The 25,721-nt window shown below is 59.3% G+C and carries 22 protein-coding genes and 2 pseudogenes; 13 read left to right on the top strand and 11 right to left on the bottom strand.

Annotated features, from left to right (window positions below):
• Positions 1-35: 35 nt before the first annotated feature.
• Genes znuB through zur form a run of 3 tightly spaced genes read right to left on the bottom strand, consistent with a single transcriptional unit; the run spans position 36 to position 2,084 of the window.
• Positions 36-824, bottom strand: coding sequence for a zinc ABC transporter permease subunit ZnuB (znuB, locus tag FQ187_RS04915; RefSeq protein ID WP_046044875.1), 789 nt, complete (start codon positions 822-824; stop codon positions 36-38).
• Positions 817-1,602: a zinc ABC transporter ATP-binding protein ZnuC gene (gene znuC, locus FQ187_RS04910; protein WP_149628616.1), complete on the bottom strand. Its 786-nt coding sequence runs from the start codon at positions 1,600-1,602 to the stop codon at positions 817-819. Before znuC ends, znuB begins: the two co-directional genes overlap by 8 nt.
• Positions 1,602-2,084: a zinc uptake transcriptional repressor Zur gene (gene zur / locus FQ187_RS04905; protein WP_129439659.1), complete on the bottom strand. Its 483-nt coding sequence runs from the start codon at positions 2,082-2,084 to the stop codon at positions 1,602-1,604. The genes znuC and zur overlap by 1 nt, the downstream gene beginning before the upstream one ends.
• 66 nt (positions 2,085-2,150) lie before the next feature.
• Here zur and FQ187_RS04900 point away from each other — a divergent pair, with 66 nt between their 5' ends.
• The gene (locus FQ187_RS04900; RefSeq protein WP_149628615.1) at positions 2,151-3,071 is read left to right on the top strand and encodes a zinc ABC transporter substrate-binding protein; all 921 of its coding nucleotides are present in this window, start codon (positions 2,151-2,153) and stop codon (positions 3,069-3,071) included.
• Between the two features lie 66 nt (positions 3,072-3,137).
• On the opposite strand, the gene FQ187_RS04895 is transcribed toward FQ187_RS04900, so the two are convergent.
• Both FQ187_RS04895 and FQ187_RS04890 read right to left on the bottom strand, forming a co-directional pair.
• Positions 3,138-4,088, bottom strand: a complete 951-nt coding sequence (locus FQ187_RS04895; protein ID WP_149628614.1) for a homoserine kinase — start codon at positions 4,086-4,088, stop codon at positions 3,138-3,140.
• Between the two features lie 58 nt (positions 4,089-4,146).
• Positions 4,147-4,437, bottom strand: a complete 291-nt coding sequence (locus FQ187_RS04890) for a DUF2782 domain-containing protein (protein ID WP_008156001.1) — start codon at positions 4,435-4,437, stop codon at positions 4,147-4,149.
• Positions 4,438-4,511: 74 nt separating this feature from the next.
• Between FQ187_RS04890 and polA the strand changes: the two genes are divergently transcribed.
• Entirely contained in the window at positions 4,512-7,283 is a 2,772-nt protein-coding gene (gene polA, locus FQ187_RS04885; RefSeq protein ID WP_149628613.1) for a DNA polymerase I, read from the top strand.
• Positions 7,284-7,584: 301 nt separating this feature from the next.
• On the opposite strand, the gene yihA is transcribed toward polA, so the two are convergent.
• On the bottom strand, positions 7,585-8,226 hold the full coding sequence (gene yihA / locus FQ187_RS04880; protein ID WP_046044882.1) for a ribosome biogenesis GTP-binding protein YihA/YsxC: 642 nt from the start codon (positions 8,224-8,226) through the stop codon (positions 7,585-7,587).
• Positions 8,227-8,417: 191 nt separating this feature from the next.
• Between yihA and FQ187_RS04875 the strand changes: the two genes are divergently transcribed.
• The 7 genes from FQ187_RS04875 to FQ187_RS04840 all read left to right on the top strand — a co-directional run bounded on the left by FQ187_RS04875 (position 8,418) and on the right by FQ187_RS04840 (position 15,745).
• Positions 8,418-8,708: a cytochrome c5 family protein gene (locus tag FQ187_RS04875; protein ID WP_149628612.1), complete on the top strand. Its 291-nt coding sequence runs from the start codon at positions 8,418-8,420 to the stop codon at positions 8,706-8,708.
• Between the two features lie 46 nt (positions 8,709-8,754).
• The gene (locus FQ187_RS04870; protein ID WP_008156009.1) at positions 8,755-9,366 is read left to right on the top strand and encodes a cytochrome c4; all 612 of its coding nucleotides are present in this window, start codon (positions 8,755-8,757) and stop codon (positions 9,364-9,366) included.
• Positions 9,367-9,566: 200 nt separating this feature from the next.
• Positions 9,567-10,208, top strand: coding sequence for a thiol:disulfide interchange protein DsbA/DsbL (locus FQ187_RS04860; RefSeq protein WP_149628610.1), 642 nt, complete (start codon positions 9,567-9,569; stop codon positions 10,206-10,208).
• A gap of 14 nt (positions 10,209-10,222) precedes the next feature.
• Positions 10,223-11,101, top strand: a complete 879-nt coding sequence (locus FQ187_RS04855; RefSeq protein ID WP_033059783.1) for an endonuclease/exonuclease/phosphatase family protein — start codon at positions 10,223-10,225, stop codon at positions 11,099-11,101.
• On the top strand, positions 11,098-13,173 hold the full coding sequence (locus tag FQ187_RS04850; RefSeq protein ID WP_149628609.1) for a diguanylate cyclase: 2,076 nt from the start codon (positions 11,098-11,100) through the stop codon (positions 13,171-13,173). Before FQ187_RS04855 ends, FQ187_RS04850 begins: the two co-directional genes overlap by 4 nt.
• A 103-nt stretch (positions 13,174-13,276) precedes the next feature.
• A complete protein-coding gene (locus FQ187_RS04845) occupies positions 13,277-14,056 on the top strand; it encodes an N-acetylmuramoyl-L-alanine amidase (protein ID WP_149628608.1) in 780 nt (259 codons plus the stop codon).
• 75 nt (positions 14,057-14,131) lie between these two features.
• Positions 14,132-15,745 carry an EAL domain-containing protein gene (locus FQ187_RS04840; protein ID WP_149628607.1) on the top strand — a complete coding sequence of 538 codons (1,614 nt, stop codon included), beginning with the start codon at positions 14,132-14,134 and terminating at the stop codon, positions 15,743-15,745.
• A 12-nt stretch (positions 15,746-15,757) separates the two neighbouring features.
• On the opposite strand, the gene FQ187_RS04835 is transcribed toward FQ187_RS04840, so the two are convergent.
• Both FQ187_RS04835 and algB read right to left on the bottom strand, forming a co-directional pair.
• Entirely contained in the window at positions 15,758-17,548 is a 1,791-nt protein-coding gene (locus tag FQ187_RS04835) for an ATP-binding protein (protein WP_149628606.1), read from the bottom strand.
• Between the two features lie 10 nt (positions 17,549-17,558).
• Positions 17,559-18,905 (bottom strand): sigma-54-dependent response regulator transcription factor AlgB, encoded by a 1,347-nt coding sequence (gene algB, locus FQ187_RS04830; RefSeq protein WP_149628605.1) that lies wholly within the window; start codon positions 18,903-18,905, stop codon positions 17,559-17,561.
• Positions 18,906-19,340: 435 nt separating this feature from the next.
• Between algB and FQ187_RS04825 the strand changes: the two genes are divergently transcribed.
• The 4 genes from FQ187_RS04825 (at position 19,341) to FQ187_RS04805 (ending at position 23,372) form a co-directional block, all read left to right on the top strand.
• A complete protein-coding gene (locus FQ187_RS04825) occupies positions 19,341-19,628 on the top strand; it encodes a hypothetical protein (RefSeq protein ID WP_149628604.1) in 288 nt (95 codons plus the stop codon).
• A gap of 81 nt (positions 19,629-19,709) precedes the next feature.
• On the top strand, positions 19,710-19,874 hold the full coding sequence (locus FQ187_RS04820) for a DUF1328 domain-containing protein (RefSeq protein ID WP_003177151.1): 165 nt from the start codon (positions 19,710-19,712) through the stop codon (positions 19,872-19,874).
• 834 nt (positions 19,875-20,708) lie between these two features.
• Complete coding sequence (gene gltP, locus FQ187_RS04810; RefSeq protein ID WP_149628603.1) at positions 20,709-22,040, top strand: glutamate/aspartate:proton symporter GltP; 1,332 nt, start codon at positions 20,709-20,711, stop codon at positions 22,038-22,040.
• Positions 22,041-22,142: 102 nt separating this feature from the next.
• Entirely contained in the window at positions 22,143-23,372 is a 1,230-nt protein-coding gene (locus FQ187_RS04805; protein ID WP_149628602.1) for a nucleoside recognition domain-containing protein, read from the top strand.
• 119 nt (positions 23,373-23,491) lie between these two features.
• Here the strand turns inward: FQ187_RS04805 and FQ187_RS04800 are convergent.
• The 3 genes and pseudogenes from FQ187_RS04800 to FQ187_RS04790 form a co-directional block, all read right to left on the bottom strand.
• Positions 23,492-23,983: pseudogene (locus FQ187_RS04800) on the bottom strand (ABC-type transport auxiliary lipoprotein family protein); the annotation flags it as partial.
• A pseudogene (locus tag FQ187_RS04795) lies at positions 23,971-24,579 on the bottom strand (ABC transporter permease); the annotation flags it as partial. The pseudogenes FQ187_RS04800 and FQ187_RS04795, both read right to left, overlap by 13 nt.
• Before the next feature lie 53 nt (positions 24,580-24,632).
• Positions 24,633-25,664, bottom strand: a complete 1,032-nt coding sequence (locus tag FQ187_RS04790; RefSeq protein WP_149628601.1) for a DUF5924 family protein — start codon at positions 25,662-25,664, stop codon at positions 24,633-24,635.
• Positions 25,665-25,721 lie beyond the last annotated feature (57 nt).

Below are 25,721 nucleotides of genomic sequence, written 5' to 3'. Positions count from 1 at the left end.
CTGCGACTCTCTATTTGCGCAAAAAACGAGCAAGTCTACACCCCTCGACGGGGCAGGACAAAACTCAGCAGAAACAGTGCGGCGGCCGTCACAACAATCGATGGGCCCGCCGGGGTGTCCTTGAACCACGACAGCGCCAGCCCGCCACAGACCGCGAGCATACCCAGCAGGCTCGCGCCCAGTGCCATCTGCTCCGGTGACCGGGCGTGACGTTGTGCCGCAGCCGCCGGGATAATCAGCAAGGACGTAATCAGCAACACACCGACGATTTTCATCGCCACAGCGATCACCACGGCAATCAACAACATCAGGGTCAGGCGCAACGCCGCCACCGGCAGACCTTCAACCCTGGCCAGTTCTTCATGCACCGTGATTGCCAGCAATGGCCGCCACAACGTCACCAGCAAGGCTAGAACAGCCGCGCTGCCGCCGAGTATCCAGGCCAGATCGGTCGGGCTGATCGCCAGCAAGTCGCCGAACAGATAAGCCATCAGGTCGATCCGCACTTCGTGCATGAAGCTTAGTACGACCAAGCCCAAAGAGAGCGTGCTCGGTGCGAGAATTCCCAAAAGCGTGTCGGACGCCAGCGGTTGGCGCTGTTGCAAGGTCACCAGCAACACCGCCAACAGCAGGCAGCCTACGGTGACCGCAACGGTCGGGCTGACATCCAGCAGAAAACCCAGCGCCACGCCGAGCAGCGCGGCATGGGAAAGGGTGTCGCCGAAATAGGCCATGCGCCGCCAGACCACGAACGAACCCAACGGGCCCGCGACCAATGCCAGGGCCAGACCTGCAAGCAGGGCGTAGAGCAGAAAATCAGCCATGCTTGCAGCTATCTCCGTGAACGTGGGTAGGGGCCGACGGGCCGGCGCTGACCACCGAGCCATGCAGGTCATGGGCGTGGTCGTGATGGTGGTGATAAATCGCCAGGCTTTGTGCGTTCTTTCCGAACAGCTCGACGAAAGCCGGATCACTGCTGACCTGCTCGGGATGCCCGGAGCAGCAAACGTGACGGTTGAGGCAGACCACCTGGTCGGTGGTGCTCATCACCAGGTGCAGGTCGTGGGACACCATCAACACGCCGCAACCGTGGCGGTCGCGCAATCGTGTGATCAGGCTGTAGAGCTCGGCCTGACCGGCAACGTCGACGCCTTGAACAGGTTCGTCGAGCACCAGCAATTCCGGCTCACGCAGCAATGCCCGGGCCAGCAGCACCCGCTGCATTTCGCCACCTGAAACATTTTGCACCGGGCTGTCGATCACCTGTTCGGCGCCGACTTCCTTGAGTGCCGCCAAGGCCATGGCGCGGTCCACGCCCGGCACCAGACGCAAGAAGCGCAGCACCGACAGCGGCAGCGTCGGATCGACGTGAAGTTTTTGTGGCATGTAACCGACCCGCAGCTTCGGCTTGCGCCACACGCTGCCGCTGTCCGGTTTCAACAGACCGAGTACCGCGCGCACCAGCGTGGTCTTGCCGGCGCCGTTAGGGCCGATCAGGGTGACGATCTGCCCGGGCTCGACGCTCAGCTCGATGTTATCCAGCACGTTTTGCCCGGCAAAGGTGACGGCAACCTGCTCGAGGCGGATCAGCGCGTTGCTCATCAAACCCCCTGGCAACCTGAGCAGAGGCCGACCACTTCAACGGTCTGGCCTTCGACGACAAATCCGACATCCTTGGCGCTGCCGATGATCGCGTCGCTGATGGATTTCTGTTCGAGCTCGATGGCGGCGTGGCATTCGCGGCAAATCAGGAACTGGCCCTGGTGGGCATGTTCCGGGTGATTGCAGCCGACGAAGGCGTTCAGCGAGGAGATGCGGTGTACGAGGCCGTTTTCCAGCAGGAAATCCAGTGCGCGGTACACGGTCGGCGGCGCCGCGCGGCGGCCGTCCTGCTCGCTGAGCACCGCGAGAATGTCATAGGCACCCAACGGTTTGTGGCTTTGCCATACCAGTTCCAGCACCCGCCGGCGCAAGGCGGTCAGGCGCAGGCCTTGACGTGCGCACAGAACATCGGCCTCAGACAATGCGCTATGGACGCAATGAGAGTGGTCGTGGGGACGGCTGGCAATCGGTGTTTTAGGCATGAGCGGCGACGAGTTTTGTGAGAGACGTTATTATGTTACCCGTTCTCGCCTCTTCGAGTGATCATCGTGTCCCGACTTTTTTCTATCTTTGTCGCATTTGTCGCCAGTTTTCTGCTGATGGGTTCTGCTCACGCCGAAGTCAAAGTTCTCACCAGTATCAAGCCTCTACAGCTGATCGCCGCGGCGGTGCAGGACGGTGTAGCGATTCCGGAAGTCTTGCTGCCGCCCGGCGCCTCGCCTCATAACTATGCCTTGCGCCCATCCGACGTACGGAAGGTGCAATCGGTGGATCTGGTTTACTGGATCGGTCCGGGCATGGAAGGTTTCCTGCCACGCGTGCTGAACGGTCGTACGCTGCCCAGCGTCGCCGTGCAGGATTTGCCGGGCCTGAAACTGCGACATTTCGCAGAAGATAGCCACTCCCACGCTGAAGAAGTCGACGAACATGATCACGACCACCGTCCCGGCAGCCTGGACGCGCACTTGTGGCTTTCGCCGGTCAACGCCCGTGTCATCGCCACAAAAATGGCTGCTGACTTGAGTGCAGCCGATCCGACCCATGCCGCACGTTATCAGAGCAACCTCAAGGCGTTCGATGAGCGCCTGGATGCAATGGATCTTCGCTTGAAAGCGCGTCTGGCCGGCATCGCGGGCAAACCGTACTTCGTATTCCATGAGGCCTTCGACTACTTTGAAGACGCCTATGGCCTCAAGCACGCCGGCGTATTCAGCGTCGCCGCCGAGGTCCAGCCCGGCGCCCAGCACGTCGCGGCGATGCGCACTCGATTGCAGGAAGTCGGCAAAACCTGCGTGTTCAGCGAACCGCCGCTGCGTCCGCGCCTGGCGGAAACCCTGGTAGCGGGCCTGCCGGTGAAGCTGGCGGAACTGGACGCGCTGGGCGGGTACACGCCGGCGACCGCTCAGGGGTATGAGCAGGTGCTGGAGAAATTGGGCAATGATTTGGCGGGGTGCCTGGAGTCGTTGTAAGCCCATAAAAAAGATCGTCCGAACGCGGCCCGAAGGTTCGGGCCGCGTTCGGACGATCTTTTGACTTTAAAGCGCGAAAGGCAAATGAGTACTGACGTGCTGCCGCTGCGCCAAACGCTGCTGAAACTCCATCGGATCGTGAATCAGCACGTCTTGCCCGGCAAACGACTCGGCGGCGATCAACCGCGACAACCAGAACCGCACACACGCTACCCGCAGCATGGTCGGCCACAACTCCGCCTCGGCCGCCGTGAACGGTCGCAACGCTGCATAAGCACCAAGCAACGCCCTCGCCCGCGGCCCGTCGATCAACCCGCTCCCGTCCGAACACCAGTCATTCAAGGCGATCGCCACGTCGTAGAGCATTGGCCCCGAACAGGCGTTGTAGAAGTCGATCAACCCGGTCAGGTGAGTGCCTTCGAACATCGCGTTATCGCGGAACAGGTCAGCGTGGATGTTGGCTCGCGGCAGCGCCAGAATTTTCGTCTTCTGCTGTGAGATTTCGTCCAGCGCCCGTTGCAGCAAATCGCTCTGCTCGGCATTCAGGTGCGAAAGCAACTGCGTGCCCTCTTCCAGCATCCAGTCCAGGCCGCGATCGGTCTTGCGCTTGATCATGTTGGCCTGGGTCGCCAAATGCAGATGGCCGAGCAACTCGCCCACCTGAGCGCAATGCTGCGCATTGGCTTCCTTGATGTGCTTGCCGGCCAGGCGTGGCTGCAACAGCGCAGGTTTGCCGGCCAGTTCGCGCAAGGCGACGCCATCGGTGGTGCGCAAGGCATAAGGCACGGGCAGGTCGGCGTCATGCAGCACGTCGAGCAGTTCTATGAAGAACGGCATTTCCTGAACGGGACCACGCTCAACCAGGGTCAGGACAAATTCGCCCTGCTCCAGGCTGATGAAGAAATTGGTGTTTTCGCTACCAGCGGCAATCCCCTGGAAATCAAGCAGGCGGCCGAGCCCGTAAGGGGCAAGAAAGGTTTCCAGCTCGGGCCGAGCCAGCGGGGTGAACACAGACATGTTTGAACTGCCAGTACGGGCGCCGCTGCTTGAGCCAGCGCCGATTGAAATTAAGAACCTACTTCCACTCAAAAATCTTCCACGACGGAATCAGCATATCCGGCTGATCCGAGCGGATGTAGTTTGCATCGGTCCCATCCGCGCGCACCAGAAAATACGGCGGAGCGCCCTTCGGTGTGACCTTGATGGCATACAGGAAACCGTTTTGACGGTACTCCTGGATGGTTTTATCCCCTTCCGTGCGGATAGTGACTTCCGGCTCCGGTGTCGGTGCATCGTCCGCCGCCATGACGGCCAACGGAACGGATGCAAACAACCCAGCCAGCAACAGGCGATTTAGTGTGCGCATGATAACCTTGTCCCTTTGTCGTCAACGGTCCCGCTATTCTAGCGCCGGACCCGCCGAAAAGGTTGATCCTGCTCATGAGCCAAGCCCCCCTCGTCCTGGTGGACGGTTCTTCTTACCTGTACCGCGCCTTTCACGCCCTCCCGCCGCTGACCACTTCCAAAGGTTTGCCGACCGGTGCGGTCAAAGGCGTGCTGAACATGCTCAAGAGTCTGCGCAAGCAGTACCCGGACAGTCCGTTCGCCGTGGTGTTCGACGCCAAGGGTGGGACATTTCGCGATGACATGTACGCCGAATACAAGGCCAACCGTCCGAGCATGCCCGACGACATGCGTGTTCAGATCGAGCCGCTGCACCAGAGCGTGATCGCCTTGGGCTTCCCGCTCCTTTGCGTCGAAGGCGTCGAAGCCGATGACGTGATCGGCACCCTTGCCCGCAGCAGCGCGGCGGCCGACCGCCCGGTGGTGATTTCCACCGGCGACAAGGACATGGCGCAGCTGGTCGACGGCCACATTACCTTGGTCAATACCATGACCGGTAGTGCGCTGGACGTGGAGGGCGTGAAGGAGAAATTCGGCGTCGCTCCCGAGCAGATCATCGATTACCTGGCACTTATGGGCGATTCTTCCGACAACATTCCGGGCGTTCCGGGTATTGGTCCGAAGACCGCTTCCGGCCTGTTGGTGGGCGTGAACGGCGGCCTGACCGAGCTCTATGCGCAACTCGACATCGTCCCGACCCTGCCGATTCGCGGGGCCAAAACCCTGCCGGCCAAGCTCGAAGAGCACAAGGAGATGGCGTTTCTCTCCTATCAATTGGCAACCATCAAGATCGACGTGCCGCTGGATATCGGCCTCGACGACCTGCAAATGGGCAACCCGGATCACGACAAACTCGCCGAGCTCTATACCCTGCTGGAGTTCAAGAGCTGGTTCGAAGAGAACCAGCGCGACGCCAAGCGTTCCGGCCTGGAAGTCGCCGCTCCGGTGGCTGAAGAAGCGGCCGTCGATACCGAACTCAAGTACACAACGATCCTCACCCAGGCTGATTTCGACCTGTGGCTGAAGAAGCTCAACGATGCCAAGCTGATTGCCTTCGATACCGAAACTACCGGCATCGATGCGCAGCAGGCGCAACTGGTGGGCCTGTCTTTCGCTGTACAAGCCAACGAAGCGGCCTACATCCCGCTGACCCATTCCTACATGGGCGTGCCGGATCAGCTCGATCGCGACACCGCGCTTCGCGCGCTGAAGCCGATCCTGGAAGACCCGAGCAAACTCAAGGTTGGCCAGCACGCCAAGTTCGACATGAACATTCTGGCCAACTGTGCCATCGGTGGCGATCAGAGCTGCGGCATCACCGTGCAAGGCATCGCCTTCGACACGATGCTCGAATCCTACGTGCTGGACTCCACCGCGACCCGCCACGACATGGACAGCCTGGCGCTCAAGTACCTGAATCACACCACCACCAGTTTTCAGGACATCGCCGGCAAAGGCGCCAAACAGCTGACGTTCGATCAGATTTCGCTGGAACTGGCCGGGCCTTACGCCGCCGAAGACGCCGACGTGACGCTGCGCCTGCATCAAACCCTGCTGGAAAAACTCAACGCCATCCCAAGCTTGAGCAAGGTTCTGAGCGAAATCGAAATGCCGTTGGTGCCGGTGCTGGCACGAATCGAACGCCAAGGCGCGCTGGTCGATGCCAACTTGCTGGGCATTCAGAGCGTTGAACTGGGCGAGAAAATGGTCGCCCTCGAGCGTGAGGCGTTCGCCATCGCCGGGGAAGAATTCAACCTCGGCTCACCGAAGCAATTGGGCGTGATCCTGTACGAAAAGCTCGGCCTGCCAATCCTCAGCAAAACCGCCAAGGGCCAGGCGTCCACCGCCGAAGCCGTGCTGGCGGAACTGGCCGAACAGGATTTCCCGCTGCCCAAAGTGCTGATGCAGTACCGCTCGATGAGCAAGCTGAAAAGCACCTACACCGATCGCCTGCCAGAGCAGATCAATCCGCGCACCGGACGGATTCACACCTCTTACCACCAAGCCGTAGCGGCAACCGGACGTTTGTCGTCCAGCGATCCAAACCTGCAGAACATTCCTATCCGCACCGCCGAAGGGCGCCGGATTCGTCAGGCGTTCGTCGCACCCAAAGGCTACAAGCTGCTGGCAGCGGACTATTCGCAAATCGAACTGCGAATCATGGCTCACCTGGCCAAGGACGAAGGTTTGCTGCACGCGTTCCGCAATGACCTGGACGTGCACAAAGCCACCGCCGCCGAAGTTTTCGGGGTTGAACTGGCAGACGTCACCACCGACCAACGGCGCAGCGCAAAGGCGATCAACTTCGGTTTGATCTACGGAATGAGCGCGTTCGGCCTGGCCAAGCAGATTGGTGTTGATCGCAAGCAATCCCAGGCCTACATCGACCGTTACTTCGCCCGTTACCCAGGCGTGCTCGAGTACATGGAGCGCACCCGCGCCCAGGCCGCCGAACAAGGTTTCGTCGAAACCATCTTTGGTCGTCGCTTGTACCTGCCGGAAATCAACGCGAAAAACCCAGCCCTGCGCAAAGGTGCCGAACGCACAGCGATCAACGCCCCGATGCAAGGCACCGCGGCGGACATCATCAAGAAAGCCATGATTGCCGTGGATAGCTGGCTGACAGCGTCAGGCCTCGACGCCAAAGTCATCCTGCAGGTGCACGATGAATTGGTTCTGGAAGTGCGTGAAGATTTGGTCGACCAGGTCCGTGATGAAATTCGCATGCACATGAGCGACGCAGCGAAGCTTGATGTGCCGCTGTTGGTCGAGGTTGGTGTAGGAAATAACTGGGATGAGGCTCACTGAGCCGTGTGAAAAGGAGTTTTCCGCTGCGGCATAGTGCCGCGGCAGAAAGATCGAAGGGCTCTTAGTTCGGAAAATTCGAGGGGCTATTCCAAAGGCTTTTTAAAAAATTATGAACTAATCTCCTGAATCGCCACTCAGATTTACTGAATGGGTGGTGAAGCCCTTCGATGCTCCTAATGTTGTGTTAAGTGTTGGCAGATATCTGGACCCCGCCCTAACGGTCCGGAACTTGAACCCCGGAACTTCCCCCTCCCCATAAGAAGTCCGGGGTTTTTTTTGCCCGCGGTTTTTGTAAATGAGCTTACTCCGCGAGCTCGGCGCCCTTGTCCGCCAGTTCCATCCAGCCCGCCAGTACAGTGTAGGCGTCTTCCAGGCCCATGCGTTTTGGCGCCGAGAACAGCTGGATGCTGATCGCATCACCCCAACCCTTGCGGATGTCTGCCTGAACCTTGAGCAGGACGTTTTTCGCCGCGCCGTAGGTCAGCTTGTCGGCTTTGGTCAGCAAAATGTGCATCGGCATGCCGCTGGCGACAGCCCAGTCGAGCATCAACAGGTCGAAGTCGGTCATTGGATGACGGATGTCCATCATCAAGATCAGCCCCTTCAAACTCTCACGACCACCCAGATAGGCTTCCAGGTGACGCTGCCAGTGCAGCTTCAACGGGATAGGCACTTTCGCGTAACCGTACCCCGGCAGGTCGACCAGACGACGATCATCGTCTAGCTTGAAGAAGTTCAAGAGCTGCGTGCGACCCGGAGTTTTCGAGGTCCGCGCAAGGCTGGCGTGCGTCAAGGTGTTCAGCGCACTGGACTTGCCGGCGTTGGAACGCCCGGCGAAGGCCACTTCAAAGCCTTCGTCGTCGGGACATTGGTCGACTTTGGCAGCGCTGAGCATGAAGGTGGACTGTTGGCACAGGCCGAGGATGGGGTTCTTGAGTTGCATGGGATTTCCGATGTGGGCGGCGCCGGGAATGGACGCGGCGAGCAGTGTCGTTTCCGTTTCAGTGACGCCAGTATATAATGCCGCAGATTTTGTGTGCGCTTTGTCCCAGCGTAGGATGAAGTTCACGAGAGCGATTGACCTTGATTGCGCACTAGAACGCAGAACGCTCTCAACCCTGAAAAGGTCGTTTTATGACGAAATGGCTGCTAGCTGCCGGTGTCTTGATGCCGCTTTACAGCGCTCAGGCTACACAGGATCCGGAAGCTGTGTACAACCGTGTTTGTGGTGCCTGTCATTCCGGCCAACTACCCATGGCGCCCCAAAAGGGCGATCAGGAAGCTTGGGCGCCTAGGTTGGCGAAAGGTATGGAGACGCTGGTGCAACACGTGACCCAGGGTTTCAAGGCGATGCCGCCGCGTGGTTTGTGCATGGACTGCAGTGCCGAGGATTACCAAGCAATCATCCAGTGGATGAGCGAGTGATCCCGGTCCATAACTCTTTAACCCTTAGCCGTAGTTGGATTAGCTGATGAACAAATTGATCGTGAGTCTGCTGTTGACCGTGGGGATCTCCGGCATTGCCCATGCTGCAGGTGATGCGACTGCTGGTCAGGCGAAAGCCGCAGTATGTGGCGCCTGTCATGGCCCGGATGGCAACAGTATGGCGCCTAACTTTCCGAAACTGGCAGGCCAGGGCGAGCGTTATCTGAACAAGCAGCTACACGACATCAAGTCCGGCAAACGCACGGTACTGGAAATGACCGGCCTGCTGACCAACCTGAGCGATCAGGACCTGGCCGATATCGCCGCCTACTTCGCCAGCCAGAAAGGCAGCGTTGGCGCCGCCGACCCGAAAGTCGTTTCTCGCGGTGAAGCACTGTTCCGCGGCGGCGATCTGGCCAAGGGCCTGCCAGCCTGTACCGGTTGCCACTCGCCAAATGGTGCGGGTAACGCAGCTGCCGGCTTCCCACACCTGGGCGGCCAGCACGCTCAATACATCGCCAAGCAACTGACCGACTTCCGCAAGGAAGAAGCCGGCCGCACCAACGATGGCGACACCAAGCCGATGCAGAGCATCTCCAAAAAGCTGAGCGACGAAGATATCGCAGCGGTGTCCAGCTATATTCAGGGCCTGCACTAAGACCGACGAATCGGGGGTTGCGCGAGGTGTACATCTCCCGCAACGTTAACGCTCTATTAATCCGTCGCAGCAAGTATAAAAAGGGTGGCTTAGGCCGCCCTTTTTTGTGGCCGCTGCCGTTACACTACAGAACTCAAGCCCGCCAGGACCTGTCTGAAAACAGGTCGCGCGAGGCGACCCAAATTGTCCAGGAGTAAAGCATGCGTAATCTGATCATCAGCGCCGCACTCGTCGCTGCCAGCCTGTTCGGCATGACCGCCCAAGCTGCTGAAGCACCCGCAGCGCCTTATGTCGAACTGACCAATCCCGTCCCGGTAGCCGTGCCTGGCAAGATCGAAGTGGTGGAGCTGTTCTGGTACGGCTGCCCGCACTGCTACGCTTTCGAACCCGTGATCAATCCATGGGTTGCGAAACTGCCTTCCGACGTGAACTTCGTCCGCATCCCGGCCATGTTCGGCGGCCCGTGGAACGCACACGGCCAGATGTTCCTGACCCTTGAAGCCATGGGCGTCGAAAACAAGGTTCACGCTGCGGTGTTCAACGCCATTCAGAAAGAACACAAGAAGCTGGTCGACAAGAATGAAATGGCGGATTTCCTGGCCACTCAGGGCGTAGACAAAGACAAGTTCCTGGCCACCTTCGACTCCTTCGCCATCAAGGGCCAGATCGTCAAGGCCACTGACCTGGCCAAAAAGTATGAAATCTCCGGCGTTCCGACCATGATCGTCAACGGCAAGTATCGCTTCGACGTGGGCTCTGCCGGCGGCGCCGAGCAAGCATTGCAACTGGCCGACAAGCTGATCGACAAAGAGCGAGCGGCTAGCAAGGCTGCTGCCAACTAAGCGCGGCGACTGCCATGCGCCGCTGGGGCACTGAACGCGTCGTTGGCCTGCATGATCCGCGGGTCAACGAGCATCATCTGGAATCGACGGGCCTGCCTGCGGACAGCCGTCTGCGTCTGCTCAGTTTCAATATCCAGGTCGGCATCAGTACCGAGCGTTATCACCACTACCTGACCCGAGGCTGGCAGCATCTGTTGCCGCACACCGGGCGTGCCGACAATCTGCAAAAGATCGGCAATTTGCTGGGCGACTTCGATCTGGTCGCTTTGCAGGAAGCCGATGGCGGCAGCTTGCGATCAGGCTACGTCAACCAGGTCGAACACCTGGCCCAGCTCGGCGCATTCCCCTACTGGTATCAACAACTCAATCGCAATCTCGGACGCCTCGGCCAGCACAGCAATGGTGTGCTCAGCCGCCTGCGCCCGTGGGCGATTGAAGATCATCCACTACCGGGGCCCAAGGGTCGCGGGGCAATTCTGGTGCGCTTTGGCGAAGGTCCTGAGGCGCTGGTGGTGGTCATGATGCACCTGGCACTGGGCGCTCGCGCCCGCAGCATGCAACTGGCTTACATCCGCGAGCTGATTGGCGGCTATAAACATCAGGTGCTGATGGGCGACATGAATACCCATGCCAGTGACTTGCTGCAAAATTCCCCTTTGCGCGACCTCGGCCTGCTCGCGCCGCAACTGGAAGCGACGTTCCCTAGCTGGCGCCCGCAGCGATGTCTGGACCATATTCTGCTGAGCCCCACCCTGACCCTTGAAAAGGTCGAGGTGCTGGCACAACCCATTTCCGATCACCTGCCGGTCGCGGTAGAGATTCGTCTGCCGGGTTCGCTCACGGCCGATGCATTGCCCGCGTTGAGTCCTGCCCCTCGCGGATCCCATGAATGAGCGACGAAGCACAACGCTGGAAAGAAAAATACCTCAAAAGCATCGAACAACAGGAAAAGCTCGAACGTCGATGGGACGCCCGACTCGACCTGCTGCGTCGTGGTCTGGTACGCAGCACGCTGGCAGCCGAGGGTACCGACCGCGTCGTTGACCAATGCATGAAGGAAATGCGTGAAGTCGTGCGCACCGACGACATGGACGCCGGCCTGGCTGCCCTGCTTCCGCGGCTGGAAAAAGCCGTACTCGACTCCGAACAACGCCGGGAAACCCGGGTCAACCAGACCAGCGCGGCATTGACCGCGCTGGTCTCGCAACTGCAAACATTACCGCTGCCCCGGGAAGTAAGCCGGCCGCTGAAAAACTTCGCCAAGCAGCTGGATGCAAGAGTCGGGCAGGCGCGCGAGATTCCGTTGCTGCTCAGCGAACTGAGCGGTCTGCAAGCCAAAGCTCTGTATCAGCTTGAAAGCCCGGCAGAACCCGGCCGCCCGGGTTTGCTGCAGCGACTGTTCGGTAGCCGTGAAGCGGGTGAAACGGCATCACAGGTCACCCCCGCCGCCGTCCCGATGCCCATCCCGCAACATGCCAAAGCAGTTGCTGTGCCTCATACCGAAACACCACAGGTAGCTGTCGATCTCGCACCAGAGGTCGATAAACCGCAAGGGGCGGTTGCACAAGTCGCCGCTGCCGCCGCACTCGAGCCACTGGCGATCGAGTCTCTGCCAGCGCCTTCTCCTGCGGTCGTAGCGTTTGTCCCGCCGGTGCTTGAGTCGGAGCAAGCACGACCCCAGACTCCAGATACACAACCGCAATCGCCACCGGACATTGAACATCCAGAAGAATCGGCGCCATTGATCATCGAGCCAACCACCCAGGCTCTCCCGGCAATCAATCCCGACGAACTAACCCCGGTGGTCTATCTCGACAGCCTGCCGTTGCCCCCGGCCATGGCCGAGGTGTTGGCCGCCGTAGACACTGAACAATCCGAGCAGGATGTTCTCTACGCCCTGCCGGACTCACCCGAGCCGTCCTACAGCTCGGTGGCCAAGCATATCGAAGACACGCTCCTGGGCCTGCTCGACGACCTGACGCTGCCCGAGCGTCATCGTCCGCAAGCCGAAGCGATGCGTGATCGCCTGCAAAACGGTTTGAATTGGTACGAACTGCTGCCAATCCTCGACGATCTGGCAACCTTGATGCTGGCAATCACCGACAGTGGCCAGCATGAATTCGAAGTCTACTTGCAACAGCTAAACGAACGCCTCGAGTCGTTCCAAAGCAACTTGCAAGCCGCCAGTGAAGGCCATGCCGACAACCGTTCCGCCGCACGCGAGATGGACACGCAGATCCGCGAGCAGGTCGACGGCTTGCAGAGCAGCATGCAGGAAGCAGCCAACCTGGACGACCTCAAGCACGTGCTGGAAAACCATCTGGAAGGCCTGCTCGGCACCATGGACCAGCACCAGAAGCAGCGTGACGAGCGTGAGCAGGAAGTCGCGGTCCGCCTCCATGCTCTGGCCGAACGCGTTGCGCACATGGAGCAGGAAGCCCTGGGCTACCGCGAGCATCTCGAAGAGCAGCGGCAGAAAGCCTTGATCGACCCACTGACCGGGCTGCCTAACCGGGCAGCCTGGAGCGAACGGCTGGATCACGAAATAAACCAATGGCAGCAACACGGCAACACCCTGTTGCTGGCAATGCTCGACCTCGACCATTTCAAACGCATTAACGATAACTATGGTCACCTGGCGGGCGACAAAGTACTGAAAATCATCGCCAGCGTGCTACACAAGCGCCTGCGTGGGACGGATTTCATTGCCCGGTTCGGCGGTGAGGAGTTTGTCCTGTTGATGCCAGACACAGTGCCAGCTGCTGGTGCGAAACTGCTGGAAAAGCTGCGCGCCTCGATCGAAGCCTGCCCTTTCCACTTCAAGGGTGAGCCGGTAACCATCACCATTTCCATGGGCCTGACCGCATTCAAGCCCGGCGAACATAGCGATCTGGTCCTTAAAAGAGCCGATCAGGCTCTATATCGCGCGAAACATGCCGGCCGTAACCAAGTGGTACTGGGCTGACGGTCAATTGTTCCATTTTGTTTAAAACATCGCGTCGGCCTTCTGCGCGCAAGACAGTACGTTACACTGTTGCATTACTGTCTTGCGTGTATTGCCTTCTGCCATGAAATATCTATCTCTCATCGTGTCGCTGATTCTGTTGGCCGGTTGTGCCAGCGGCCCCCGGTTCGACACCCGTCACCCTTCAGCCAATTACGACAGCCGCATACAGTTCGTGGTGGTGCACTACACCAACGCTTCACTGGAACGCTCGCTGCAACTGCTGACCCACGGCGACGTCAGCAGCCACTATCTGATTGGCGACGACAAGGGCGCCACCATCTACAAGCTGATGGATGAAAACCTCCGAGCCTGGCACGCCGGGGAAAGCGAATGGCAGGGCCGGACCTGGTTGAACTCCAGCTCCATCGGTATCGAAATCGTCAATCCGGGTTTTAAAGACACCCCTACCGGGCGCCTTTGGTACCCCTACAGCGAAGACCAGGTCCAGTCCCTGATCGTCCTGCTCAAGGACATCAGCAAGCGTTACGCCATCAATCCCCGCAGCATCATCGGCCACAGCGACATCGCCCCGCTGCGCAAGCTTGATCCGGGGCCGCTGTTCCCTTGGAAACGTCTGGCTGCCGAAGGCCTGGGAATCTGGCCGAACGAGCAGGCCGTAACGCGTCAACAAGCACAGTTCGAAGTACAACTGCCAACCATCAGCTGGTTTCAGGCACAGCTGGCCCGCGCGGGTTATCCCACGCCGCAAACCGGCGAACTGGATGTTGCGACACGTCATGTGATTGCGGCCTTCCAGATGCATTTCCGACCGTCACGTTTCGACGGCACCCCGGATGCGCAAACCGCGGCGCTTCTACAAGTCTTGAACCAGACAAAATAATGACGCCCGCCCGACGGTCAGGGCTTTTTTCCAATCAGCAGCTATAACTCATTGGTAATTCTTCGGATATTCCCTATGCCTGCTGCTCGAGAGACGCTACGTAGTTGGTTCTTTCGCCCTTGGTTTTTGGCGATACTGGCTGCTGCCTTGAGCGCGACACTCCTGATGGCCGGCAGCATGTTCGTGGCCATGCATCAAGTCGAGCAGAGCGAAAGTGAAGAAATGAATGCCCAGGGCGAGCGCTTCCTTGCTCGCCTGGAGCAACTTTTCGGGCAACTGCGTGAAAGCCTCGACGACCTGGAATCCCAGCCGTTACGCGGCTGCGATGACGAAATGATCGCGACCTTGCAACAGGTCAGCTTCAATTACCGTTTCGTTTACGAAGCCGCTTATATGGACGCCTCGCGGATCTGTTCCAACCGCCCCCGCCAGGAAGGGCTGTCGATGATAAGGCCGCCAGACATCAAGGGGCCGACCTACAGTTACTGGCTGAACACCACCACCGAACCTGATGAAAACCGTGCCGCGCTGATGCTCGGACGCGGAAATTTTCGTGTCGCGACGTCTCGCGGGCATTTGACCGACATGGTCGACTTGCCACCGGGAAGCAGCCTGCTGGTGGTGCTCGACCACGGTACGCGCGCGATTCCGGTGCTGGGTGTCTTGCAGGTCTGGCCACCAACCGAACCCTGGCCCCCGAAAAGCCTCGACGCGCTACAAGTGACGCATACCCGCTTGATTTACCGCATGCCCACCAACAATCCGGAATACCAATTGGTGCTGATCAGCCCGCGCACCGGGATGCATGTGCCCGCAGTCTGGTGGTGGTTGCTGCCGGCCAGCCTGGCACTCGCCATGTGCGTGGGCTTTCTGGTGCTTCTGCTGGTGCGCCAGCGACAGTCGCTGGACGCCGAACTGAGTGGCGCCATACGACGAGGCGAATTGCAGGTGCTGTATCAACCGATCTTCGACCTCGACAGCCGCAACTGTGTCGGGGCAGAAGCCTTGCTGCGCTGGCGAAGACCGGACGGCACCCTGACCAGCCCCGACCTGTTTATTCCGATGGCGGAGAACACCGGCCAGATCCGCCAGATGACCGACTTCGTCCTGCAACGCCTGCTTGAGCAGCTGGGTCAATTGTTGCGGGCCAATCCGCAACTGTACATATCGGTCAACCTGGCGGCCTGCGACGTCATGGTGCCGCGTATCGGTCAGGTAATGGCGCGACTGCTGACCTTGCACCGCGTCGCGGCAAAACAAATTGCCTTTGAGGTCACCGAGCGGGGATTGATCGATGTCGTGGTAGCCCGAGAAAACCTGCAAGCCTTGCGGGACGTCGGGCATCAAGTGCTGATCGATGACTTTGGCACCGGCTATTGCAGCCTCGCCTATCTGCAAACCCTGCCAGTCGATTGCCTGAAAATAGACAAGGCGTTTATCGATGCGTTGGGGCATGACGCTGCAAGTAGCGGTGTCGCCCCGCACATCATTCACATGGCTCAGGCCCTGCAACTCAAGGTAATTGCCGAGGGCATCGAACTCGAATCCCAGGCGGCGCTACTGAGCAGTGAAGGCGTGAAGTTCGGTCAGGGTTGGCTATTCGCCCATGCGTTGAGTGCGGTGCAGTTCACCGAGCTGATAACCCGTGGCCGCCGATTGGCCGCCCGACGTCTCGATGACGAAGCCTGAAGCGGCTGCGGCTTAAACTGACAGCGCCATATAAAACTGAGTCCCCTGCCCTGGCCGCGAATAAACACCCATCCGGCCGCCGTGCAACTGCACGATTTCCTTGCACAATGCCAGACCGAGCCCGGCACCGCCCTTTTTGCGACCCACCTGTACAAAGGGTTCGAAAATCCGCCCCTGCTGGCCATAGGCAATGCCTTCACCGTTGTCCTCGACGCTGACAATCACTCGATCCCCATGGCGTCGAGCCTGCAAACGTATTTGCCCGCCGGAAGTGGTGTGGCGCAACGCGTTGTCGATCAGGTTATCGAGCACCCGGTCGAGCTGCGGCTGATCGGCCTGCAATCGCGGTAATGGCCCTTGCACTTCCACTAGCAGGTCGATGCCCTGCTCTTTTGCAGGGCCGGCAAAACGTGCCCGGGCCAGCTCCAGCAAATCCTCGATGGAGCACGGCGCCAACGTGAGCTTCTGCAATCCGTTCTGGTAGCGGGAGAAGTTCAGCAGGTCGTTGATCAACTGCATCAAGCGCTGCATCTCTTCATTCACGGTGTCCAGCAGATCAGCTTCACGCGAGTCCTTGGCAAAGTGCGCGCGCTCGCGGAACAGGCCGAACGCCATGTGCATCCCGGTGACCGGCGTTCGCAATTCATGGGAGGCGCGCAGGACGAACTCGCTGCGCACCCGCTCAAACGCCCGCTGTTCGGTGACATCATGCAGCACCATCACGGCGCCCAGAATATGCCCCTGTGTATGGCTGACTGGCGTCAGACTAAAGGTCAGCAACCGCGACTCACCGTCGACCTCGATACTCAGGTCCTCAGGCGCCCGCTCAAGGGTGCCGCCGCGCAGCACCAGTTGCAGCTGATCATCGAGTTCGGGACGCTCAAGCGCCTTACCCAGTCCTTGACCGAGACGATCGCTGTCCCAACCCAACTGACGCTGCGCCACTGGGTTGAGGTGTTCCAAACGGCCATCGCGATCGATCATCAGCAACCCATCGTCGATGCTGTCGAGCACGGCCTGCAAACGCTGCTGGCCTGCGAGCAGCTCATCGACATTGGTGGCCTGATGCTCGCGCAGGGCCTCGGCCATGATCCCGAAGCGCTTGGTCAGCTGGTTCATTTCCACGGCCGAGGAAATCGGCAGCGTCACTTCGAAATTGCCTTTGCCGATGTTGTCCGCCGCTTGGGCCAAGGCCTCGATCGGTGCACCAAAACGTTGAGCAATAGCGTGGGCAGTGACGAAACCGATGATCAGCACCGCCAACCCCACCAACCCGAGCAGGCCGGCAACCAGCAGCGCCCTCTCCCGAGCCTGGCGCTCGGTGGCATTGATGTTATCCAGCGCACGCTGTTGCTCGACGATCAAACCATTGCGCAGCGCATTGAATTTTTCGGTGAGTTCTTTATTGCCACTCAACACTTGCATCGAGTCACGTGACAGGTCGTATGCCTGTAGAAAGCTCAGGTAGTCAGTCTTGGCCTGTTCGAAACCGTGCTGGCGCTCATCGCCAGCCTGGGCATGGACAATGCCGTCATCAAGCAACTGAAAGTAATGCTGCTTGGACGCCTCGAACGCTGCAGGATCCGGCTTCTCGCTGAGCATGATCATCAGTTGATCGCCCAAGGTCTGACGCAATTTCAGTCCCAGGTCGAGCGTGACGAAATTATTGCGAATCAGCGCTTCCTGGGAACTCGCCATCTGCATCACGCTGACCAGCCCGAGCAACAGCCCCAGCAGCGCCACGGTGATCAGTGCGGAAATACTCAGAAACAGCCGCGTGCGCAACTTCATCGCCAGTCTCATCGGAGACAGCTCACAAGTTGTACTGCTTGCGTTTTCGGTACAACGTCGAGGCATCGATACCCAGGGTCTTGGCGGCCTGGTCTAGCGTATCTGCAGTGGCGAGTACCGCTCCGATGTGGGCTTTTTCCAATTCATCCAGACTCAACGCAGCGCCGATGCGAGGTGCGTTGTTGACCGGGGTTTCAGCCATGCCCAAGTGACTGATCTCGACCCGTTCCTGTGGACAAATGATGCTTGCCCGCTCCACAACGTTGCGCAGTTCGCGAATGTTCCCCGGCCAGCGGTAGCCGAGCAGCGCTTCACGGGCTTCGTCGCTGAAGCCCCGAGCCGGACGCGCGTATTCCTTGACGAAACGGGCCAGAAAGCGATCGGCCAGGTTCAGAATATCTTCCCTGCGTTCGCGCAGGGGTGGCAGGTGCAGGGTGATCACGTTCAGGCGGTAGAGCAGATCTTCGCGGAAACGGCCGTCGCGCACCATGTCTTCGAGGTTCTGGTTGGTGGCCGCGAGGATGCGCACATCGGCGCGGCGGGTGACCGGGTCGCCCACCCGTTCGTATTCTTTATCCTGGATGAAACGCAGCAGTTTAGGCTGCAAAACCAACGGAAAATCGCCGATCTCGTCAAGAAACAGCGTCCCACCGTCGGCCTGATTGACTCGCCCCAAAGTGCTTTCGCTGGCCCCGGTGAACGCGCCACGGCTGTGGCCGAAGAGCTCGCTTTCCATGAGTTCGGCGGTCAGGGACGGGCAGTTGATCGTGATGCAGGATTTCTTCGCGCGCTTGCTCCAGCCGTGAATGGCTTGGGACAGTTCGCCTTTACCGGTACCGGACTCGCCGAGAATCAAAATATTGGCATCGGTGCTGGCCACCTGGCGGGCGGTTTCGAGCACGACTTTCATCGCCGGGCTGTGAGAGTCGAGGCCATCCTTGGGTTTGCGTACTTCGCCTTCAAGGGCTTCCAGACGTGCCGACAGTTGCCGCACTTCCAGCTGCTTGGCGGTGGCCAGGCGCAATTGGTCGGGGCTGCAAGGCTTGACCAGATAGTCGGCGGCACCGGCCTGAATGGCATCCACGGCAGTGTCCACGGCCGAATGAGCGGTGACGATTACCACCCTCATCCAAGGCGCCTGAATGCGCATCTGGGCCAACACATCGAGGCCATTGTCTTCACCCAGACGCAGGTCGAGGAAGCACAGGTCGAAGACTTGGCGCTGAAGCAGTGCATCAGCCTGAGCGGCACTGTTGGCGGTAGCGACACTGTAGCCTTCATCTTCCAGGCAATAGCGGAAAGTACGCAGGATGGCGGACTCATCGTCCACCAGCAGAATGCGGCCTTGATGCTGACTGGCTGATTCCATTTTCCTACGCTCCTTAATGAATTATCTTGGTTAGTCCCGGAATAATCGGGCAAGTTGCATGGTTGATTCTGGTCGATTCCAGCCACAGCAGCGTAGCTCTCTCCTCACCCTACGGCTAATCGCCTGATTTTGTTGTTTTTTTATCAGATAGCCGGTTCGCAGGCGATTGCCGGTGTCCCCTTGTGACATCCACGCCCTCCTCGCAATTCAAAAATATTGAAAGTTCCTACGAGTCCATCGTGCATTACGCACGACTTCAAAAGGACCATCGTGCAGGATGCGTCCGATCCGAATTCGACATCATTCATAACTAATTGATTTTATTGATTTTTATTATCATGAAAAGCTGGCATGCAGGCTGCAATGGTCTGAGTAACCAGGGCATTTAGACGTCGCCCCCAACCAAGATCACCACCGTGTGGGAGGAGCTTCAGGATGAGTCGCCAACGTGCCGCCCAGTTGCGTATCTCGCCACTGCATATCCAGCAAGGTCTGTTTGCTGTTCTGGCGCTATTAATCACCTTTATCGGCGGCCAGCAGTTTCAGCGTTGGGAGCAGAGCCAACAGCAAGAAGCGCCACACTTGTCGATTCAGCACCCGACACAAACCCATTTCATCGCGGCCAGCAGTAACCAGGCTGACAGCCCCCCAATGCGAATGATGGACGTCGACCAGGCTCAGCCTGCGGATGAGATGGCTCGCCAGGAACGTTGGGTGTTCTAAACACATGAACTTGGCGCATTAGATGCGCCGGGAAAAGCACCAAAAGCAACATCTCTAAATAGAAGCGTAAGGAGAATCACCATGTTGAGCTGGGCAATCACATTCTTGATCATTGCCATCATCGCTGCGGTACTGGGCTTCGGTGGTATCGCGGGCACCGCCACGGGTATCGCCAAGATTCTCTTTGTCGTGTTCCTGGTGATGTTCATTGCTTCCTTCTTCTTTGGCCGTCGCGGTCGAGGGTGAATATGAGCGTTTTGTCAAAGACACTGGCAGCCGCCCTGCTTTTGGGCGGTTGTGCCATGGCAACAGCGACAAGTCGGTATGCAGGACTTGTTGATGGAACAGCTGAAGAAAGATCCACACTGGTACTGAATTCGTAACATGAAAGAAGCAGCATGGCTTCTTTCCACTGCGCTACCCGAGGACGGTAGACGCATGATCAAGGGGCCGGGACGTTCTGCCTGTTTCAGGGGCGGAGTGACCTACGGGTACAGGGAGTGCCTGCGCAAGGGCCGGATCAGGCAGAAGCTGCGACGCAAGTTCGTCGGTCACTCATGGATCGACGGACTTGCGAAGAGCTTCCTCAGCGCAAAGCGTTGTCTTAGAGCGCTCTGCTCGCATCCCCGCTTCATTTCCGTTAATCCCTCGCAAAACCATTTCGCGGTGTTTCTTTGGTGACCGTATATCGAGAAACTGCGACTCAAAGTCCGAGATTTTTCGCGCTTAAACGTAGGCTTTTTCCCAAGTTTTAGCCCGCACCCCCTTGCTCAAAAAACAACCAATCTCCTCTGCGATGGCCGGTTCACGGCACTTATGCCTGCCGAAATGTCGTATTCGAACCGGTTGGGACGCGAGTTTCAGTTAAAAAAGCTCATGCCGATTCGGCATAGGGTAGGCGTTTACGGCATTAGACGTCGCTTCCTTGCATCTGAATAGTTGCGCCTTTTTTCGCCTGCCAGAGAGCCGATAACAAGCGCTCCGGGGCACCTTATACGGGGGCCGATGCACAAGACTTTTTCGCCACAAGCGTTCCAGTTCTTGCATCTGTCTGAGTCAAACGCAAGTAAGGGTAAAGATATGAAGAAGGCAAAGCTTAGCCTCGCCTGGCAGATCCTCATCGGTCTGGTATTGGGGATTGCAATCGGTGCGCTGCTCAACCATTTCAGCGCCGAAAAAGCCTGGTGGGTCAGCAACGTCCTGCAACCGGCAGGCGATATCTTTATCCGTCTGATCAAGATGATTGTGATCCCGATCGTGATCTCATCCTTGATCGTCGGTATTGCAGGCGTCGGCGACGCGAAGAAGCTCGGGCGTATCGGTCTGAAGACCATTCTTTACTTCGAGATCGTCACCACCATCGCCATCGTGGTCGGGCTGGTGTTGGCCAATGTGTTCCATCCGGGCACCGGCATCGACATGAGCACCCTGGGTACCGTGGATATTTCCAAGTACCAGGCCACTGCCGCCGAGGTTAAGCATGAACATGCGTTCATCGAAACCATCCTCAACCTGATCCCGTCGAACATCTTCGCGGCCATGGCCCGCGGCGAGATGCTGCCGATCATCTTCTTCTCCGTATTGTTCGGTCTCGGTCTGTCGAGCCTGCAATCGGACCTGCGCGAGCCGTTGGTGAAGATGTTCCAGGGCGTGTCGGAAAGCATGTTCAAAGTCACTCACATGATTATGAACTACGCCCCGATCGGCGTTTTCGCACTGATCGCGGTGACCGTGGCCAACTTCGGCTTCGCCTCCCTGCTGCCGCTGGCGAAACTGGTGATCCTGGTTTACGTCGCCATCGCCTTCTTCGCCTTCGTGGTGCTGGGCCTGATCGCTCGCCTGTTTGGCTTCTCGGTGATCAAGCTGATGCGCATCTTCAAGGATGAGCTGGTGCTGGCCTACTCCACCGCCAGTTCCGAAACCGTGCTGCCTCGCGTGATCGAGAAAATGGAAGCCTACGGCGCACCGAAAGCCATTTGCAGCTTCGTGGTCCCGACCGGCTACTCGTTCAACCTCGACGGTTCGACCCTGTACCAGAGCATCGCGGCAATTTTCATTGCCCAGCTCTACGGCATTGATCTGTCGATCAGCCAGCAATTGCTGCTGGTGCTGACCCTGATGGTCACCTCCAAAGGCATCGCCGGCGTACCGGGTGTGTCCTTCGTGGTGCTGTTGGCCACCTTGGGCAGCGTGGGTATTCCACTTGAAGGCCTGGCGTTCATCGCCGGTGTCGACCGCATCATGGACATGGCGCGTACCGCACTGAACGTGATCGGCAATGCCCTGGCCGTGCTGGTCATCTCCCGCTGGGAAGGCATGTACGACGACGCCAAGGGCCAGCGCTACTGGAACTCCTTGCCGCACTGGCGCAGCAAGGAAAAATTGCCGGTGGGTGAAATCTCCCGCAACTGAGTAATGCTGCATTAGAGCCAAAACAAACCCCGGAGAAATCCGGGGTTTGTCGTTTCTGGCTACCCCGCTATCATTCGCCGCATTCTTCGGGGGATTTGACTGATGCTTAATGGCCTGTGGCTTGGCTTCTTCATCGTGGCTGCCGTTTCGGCACTGGCGCAGTGGCTGATCGGCGGTAACGCCGGGATCTTCGCCGCGATGGTGGAAAGCATTTTCGCCATGGCCAAGTTATCCGTCGAGGTCATGGTCCTGCTGTTCGGCACCTTGACCCTCTGGCTGGGTTTTCTGCGCATTGCCGAGAAGGCCGGGATTGTCGAGTGGCTGGCCAAAGCGCTGGGCCCGTTGTTCCTGCGGCTGATGCCGGAGGTGCCGGCAGGTCACCCGGCCATCGGCCTGATCACGCTGAACTTCGCCGCCAACGGCCTGGGGCTGGACAACGCCGCCACGCCAATCGGCCTTAAAGCCATGAAGGCGCTGCAAGAGCTCAACCCCAGCGCCACGATCGCCAGCAACGCGCAGATCCTCTTCCTGGTGCTCAACGCCTCCTCCCTGACCCTGCTGCCGGTGACGATCTTCATGTACCGCGCCCAGCAAGGTGCGCCCGATCCGACCCTGGTGTTCCTGCCAATCCTGCTCGCCACCAGTTGCTCGACATTGGTCGGTCTGCTGTCGGTGGCATTCATGCAGCGCCTGCGCCTGTGGGACCCGGTGGTGCTCGCGTACCTGATTCCCGGCGCCTTGGCCCTCGGTGCATTCATGGCGCTGCTGGCGACGCTCTCGGCGACCGCTCTGGCCGGCCTGTCATCGATCCTCGGCAACTTGACGCTGTTCGGGCTGATCATGTTGTTTCTGGTGATCGGCGCGCTGCGCAAAGTGAAGGTGTACGAAGCGTTCGTCGAAGGCGCCAAAGAAGGCTTCGACGTGGCCAAGAACCTGCTGCCGTATCTGGTGGCAATGTTGTGTGCCGTCGGTGTGCTGCGGGCATCCGGCGCGCTGGACTTTGGCCTGGACGGGATTCGGCATCTGGTGGAATGGGCCGGTTGGGACACGCGCTTCGTCGATGCGCTGCCGACCGCCATGGTCAAGCCGTTCTCCGGCAGTGCCGCCCGGGCGATGCTGATTGAAACAATGAAAACGTCGGGGGTCGACAGCTTCCCGGCGCTGGTGGCGGCGACGGTTCAGGGCAGTACCGAAACGACGTTCTATGTATTGGCGGTGTACTTCGGCGCGGTGGGGATCCAGCGGGCGCGGCATGCGGTAGGGTGTGCGTTGCTGGCGGAGTTTGCCGGCGTTCTCGGCGCGATCGGGGTTTGCTACTGGTTCTTTGGCTAACCACAAAACCCTTGTGGGAGCGGGCTTGCTCGCGAAAGCGGTATGTCATTCAACATTGATGTCGACTGACACTCCGCTTTCGCGAGCAAGCCCGCTCCCACATTGGGTTTGCGTTGGCCTCAAGGTCTGAGCGGTGGCGCGACTTTCTGCCCTTGCTCCACCGCCCAAGCCACCACCTGCGCCGTCAACTGGTCACTGGCCTGGCCAAACCCGGCCACCACCGCCGGCACCTTCGCATCGCTCAACGGCTGGCGCACTTCGAAGCGTCGGCTGGCGAGGATTCGCTGGTCATAACCGCGCACCAGCAACGCATCCAGACGCACGACGATGCTCGCGTGCGTTCCTTGGTATTCAGTCTGGAATGCCTGCAGGCTACCGCCCAGTTCAAGATCCGCCTGGAAATTGCTGTCGTCGGTGCTCAGCAATGTCACCCGACCATCACGCTGGAAACCATCCAACAGACGATTGCGCAGCAACACCGGTGCCGGGTCGCTCCAGCGCGAGGCTTTGTAGCTGCTGATCAGGTCACCTTGAGGGATCACGGCGATATTCGGGCTGTTCAAGGCCTCGCTGGCCTGCGGCTTGGTCAGGCGCAGCGACCAGCGCTGCGCAACACCGTCGCCCCGAGAAACGCCACCACGGCACCCACCAGAAAGGTCAGCAGGGCGACGATGGGGGCGGCGTCGAGGCCGGTCTGTTCGATGTGCGCCACCATCGGCGAAATGCGCCAGCGCTTGGGGCGAAACAGATTGCGGGCGATGGTTTCCAGAATCAGGCCGACGAAACCCAGCAGTTGCAGGGTGTCCTGCCAGATCGCGTCGACCGCGCGGCCAATACGGGTCAACAGCTGAATGCCAACGCTGATTTCCGGCTCTTTGATCGGCACGCAGAAGTCGGTCAGCGAACAATAGACGGTCTGTAACAAGGCACGGTCGGCCGAGGACAGTGTGCAATCGGGGTGTTCGGCGGATCGGCCCAAACGCTCGGACCCGAGCAACTCCACCAGCAGCGACGCGCCGGCGGTGTCGAGCGCACCGAGGCCATTGAGGTCGATGTGAGTGCTGTCGTCGTATTGGCCGTGGAGATTTTCGCACAAGTGCTTGAGATCGGCGTAATGGGCAAGCGTCCAGTCACCCGTGACCCGCAACTGAGCGGGGGAGTGAGAGGTGTCCAATTGGGCACTGCCGGCCATTGTGCTGCTGGTCATAAGCTCCGTGCTTTATCGGCTATTACGCAGCTCTACGTAATAGCACGAACGGGTTACTTTGCGGCAGTCGCAGGCTTGCTGTCCTTTACCACGAAGCGCAACACACCGATGACCTGGCCATCTTCGGTCAGCACCCGAACCTGCCATTTACCCGCGGGGTTGCCAGGGAAATTCTGCTTGTGGGTCCAGGCGCGGTAGCCTTCCTTGCGCCCGCCATGGATGTCCAGGGGGATGCGGTCGACCTCTTTGCCGTTGAAATGCCACACGTGATAGATCCGCTCATCCAGACCGCGCGGGGCGTTGATCGCGGTGTAGGCGTACAGCCCGCCGCCGCGAATCTGCTCGGCACTGACTTCATCGAGGCTGTCGCCGGGGGTGCGGTCCTGCATTTGGGTGCTGATCGCCACGTCGGTCATCCACAGGGTCGCTGGCGGCACCCAGGATCGCAACACCCAACCGAGCACGCCGATGCCCAGCGTGATACTGAGAATCGCCAAGGCATTGCGCACGGTACGAATCGGGAAGATCGACGCCAGGCTCGGGAACGACAGCACGACGGCCGTGCCCAGGGCCAGCTTGAAGCTCTGAGCGGTGGTCAGGTGCAGAATGACGGGCAGGGCGGTCAGCAGTGCAGCGAACAGCGTCAGTGTGTGCAGCGCCAGGAACGCCCAGCGTCGGGGGGCCAGCCATTTGTAGTAGAGCGGGTCGATGATGGAAATCAGCGCGGCGATGCCCAACAGCCCGGTGAAAAACAGCTGGCCGCTGTTCCAGGTGGTGGTGATAAAAAAGAACGGCAGGACGAAGAACAGGCTTTCCTGGTGGATCATCTGCGTGGCGTAGCGCAGCAGGGGCTGGGGTATTTCGCGTTTGAAGATCCTGGCGAACAGCTTGGTGAGGCTGTTTTCCAGCATCAGCCAGATCCAGCTGACCAGCATGATGGTGGTGATCCAGGTCGCCAGACCTTGCTGGCGATCCACCAGAATGAAACTGCCGACCCCGGAAATGAAACCGCCGAGCGCAATCACCCCTGGGTAGCGCTTCATCAATTCCAGGATGCGCTGTACGTATAGGGTCAGAGTAGGCATTCGGCGGTTCGCAATAGTCGTGGGAAAAATCCCCGACAGGGTAACCGCCGCGGGTCG

It is taken from the genome of Pseudomonas sp. ANT_J28 (assembly GCF_008370005.1).
GTDB lineage: Bacteria > Pseudomonadota > Gammaproteobacteria > Pseudomonadales > Pseudomonadaceae > Aquipseudomonas > Aquipseudomonas frigoris.
This window is presented reverse-complemented; position numbering and strand designations above follow the sequence as displayed.

Coding starts and splice junctions, on each gene's coding strand:
- yihA (WP_046044882.1), bottom strand. CDS start 8,226: ATGCAACTCAAGAACCCCATCCTCGGCCTGTGCCAACAGTCCACCTTC.
- gltP (WP_149628603.1), top strand. CDS start 20,709: ATGAAGAAGGCAAAGCTTAGCCTCGCCTGGCAGATCCTCATCGGTCTG.
- znuB (WP_046044875.1), bottom strand. CDS start 824: ATGGCTGATTTTCTGCTCTACGCCCTGCTTGCAGGTCTGGCCCTGGCA.
- FQ187_RS04855 (WP_033059783.1), top strand. CDS start 10,223: ATGCGCCGCTGGGGCACTGAACGCGTCGTTGGCCTGCATGATCCGCGG.
- FQ187_RS04850 (WP_149628609.1), top strand. CDS start 11,098: ATGAGCGACGAAGCACAACGCTGGAAAGAAAAATACCTCAAAAGCATC.
- FQ187_RS04825 (WP_149628604.1), top strand. CDS start 19,341: ATGAGTCGCCAACGTGCCGCCCAGTTGCGTATCTCGCCACTGCATATC.
- FQ187_RS04840 (WP_149628607.1), top strand. CDS start 14,132: ATGCCTGCTGCTCGAGAGACGCTACGTAGTTGGTTCTTTCGCCCTTGG.
- FQ187_RS04845 (WP_149628608.1), top strand. CDS start 13,277: ATGAAATATCTATCTCTCATCGTGTCGCTGATTCTGTTGGCCGGTTGT.
- FQ187_RS04870 (WP_008156009.1), top strand. CDS start 8,755: ATGAACAAATTGATCGTGAGTCTGCTGTTGACCGTGGGGATCTCCGGC.
- FQ187_RS04875 (WP_149628612.1), top strand. CDS start 8,418: ATGACGAAATGGCTGCTAGCTGCCGGTGTCTTGATGCCGCTTTACAGC.
- FQ187_RS04860 (WP_149628610.1), top strand. CDS start 9,567: ATGCGTAATCTGATCATCAGCGCCGCACTCGTCGCTGCCAGCCTGTTC.
- FQ187_RS04890 (WP_008156001.1), bottom strand. CDS start 4,437: ATGCGCACACTAAATCGCCTGTTGCTGGCTGGGTTGTTTGCATCCGTT.
- FQ187_RS04790 (WP_149628601.1), bottom strand. CDS start 25,664: ATGCCTACTCTGACCCTATACGTACAGCGCATCCTGGAATTGATGAAG.
- FQ187_RS04820 (WP_003177151.1), top strand. CDS start 19,710: ATGTTGAGCTGGGCAATCACATTCTTGATCATTGCCATCATCGCTGCG.
- algB (WP_149628605.1), bottom strand. CDS start 18,905: ATGGAATCAGCCAGTCAGCATCAAGGCCGCATTCTGCTGGTGGACGAT.
- FQ187_RS04895 (WP_149628614.1), bottom strand. CDS start 4,088: ATGTCTGTGTTCACCCCGCTGGCTCGGCCCGAGCTGGAAACCTTTCTT.
- polA (WP_149628613.1), top strand. CDS start 4,512: ATGAGCCAAGCCCCCCTCGTCCTGGTGGACGGTTCTTCTTACCTGTAC.
- FQ187_RS04805 (WP_149628602.1), top strand. CDS start 22,143: ATGCTTAATGGCCTGTGGCTTGGCTTCTTCATCGTGGCTGCCGTTTCG.
- FQ187_RS04835 (WP_149628606.1), bottom strand. CDS start 17,548: ATGAGACTGGCGATGAAGTTGCGCACGCGGCTGTTTCTGAGTATTTCC.
- znuC (WP_149628616.1), bottom strand. CDS start 1,602: ATGAGCAACGCGCTGATCCGCCTCGAGCAGGTTGCCGTCACCTTTGCC.
- zur (WP_129439659.1), bottom strand. CDS start 2,084: ATGCCTAAAACACCGATTGCCAGCCGTCCCCACGACCACTCTCATTGC.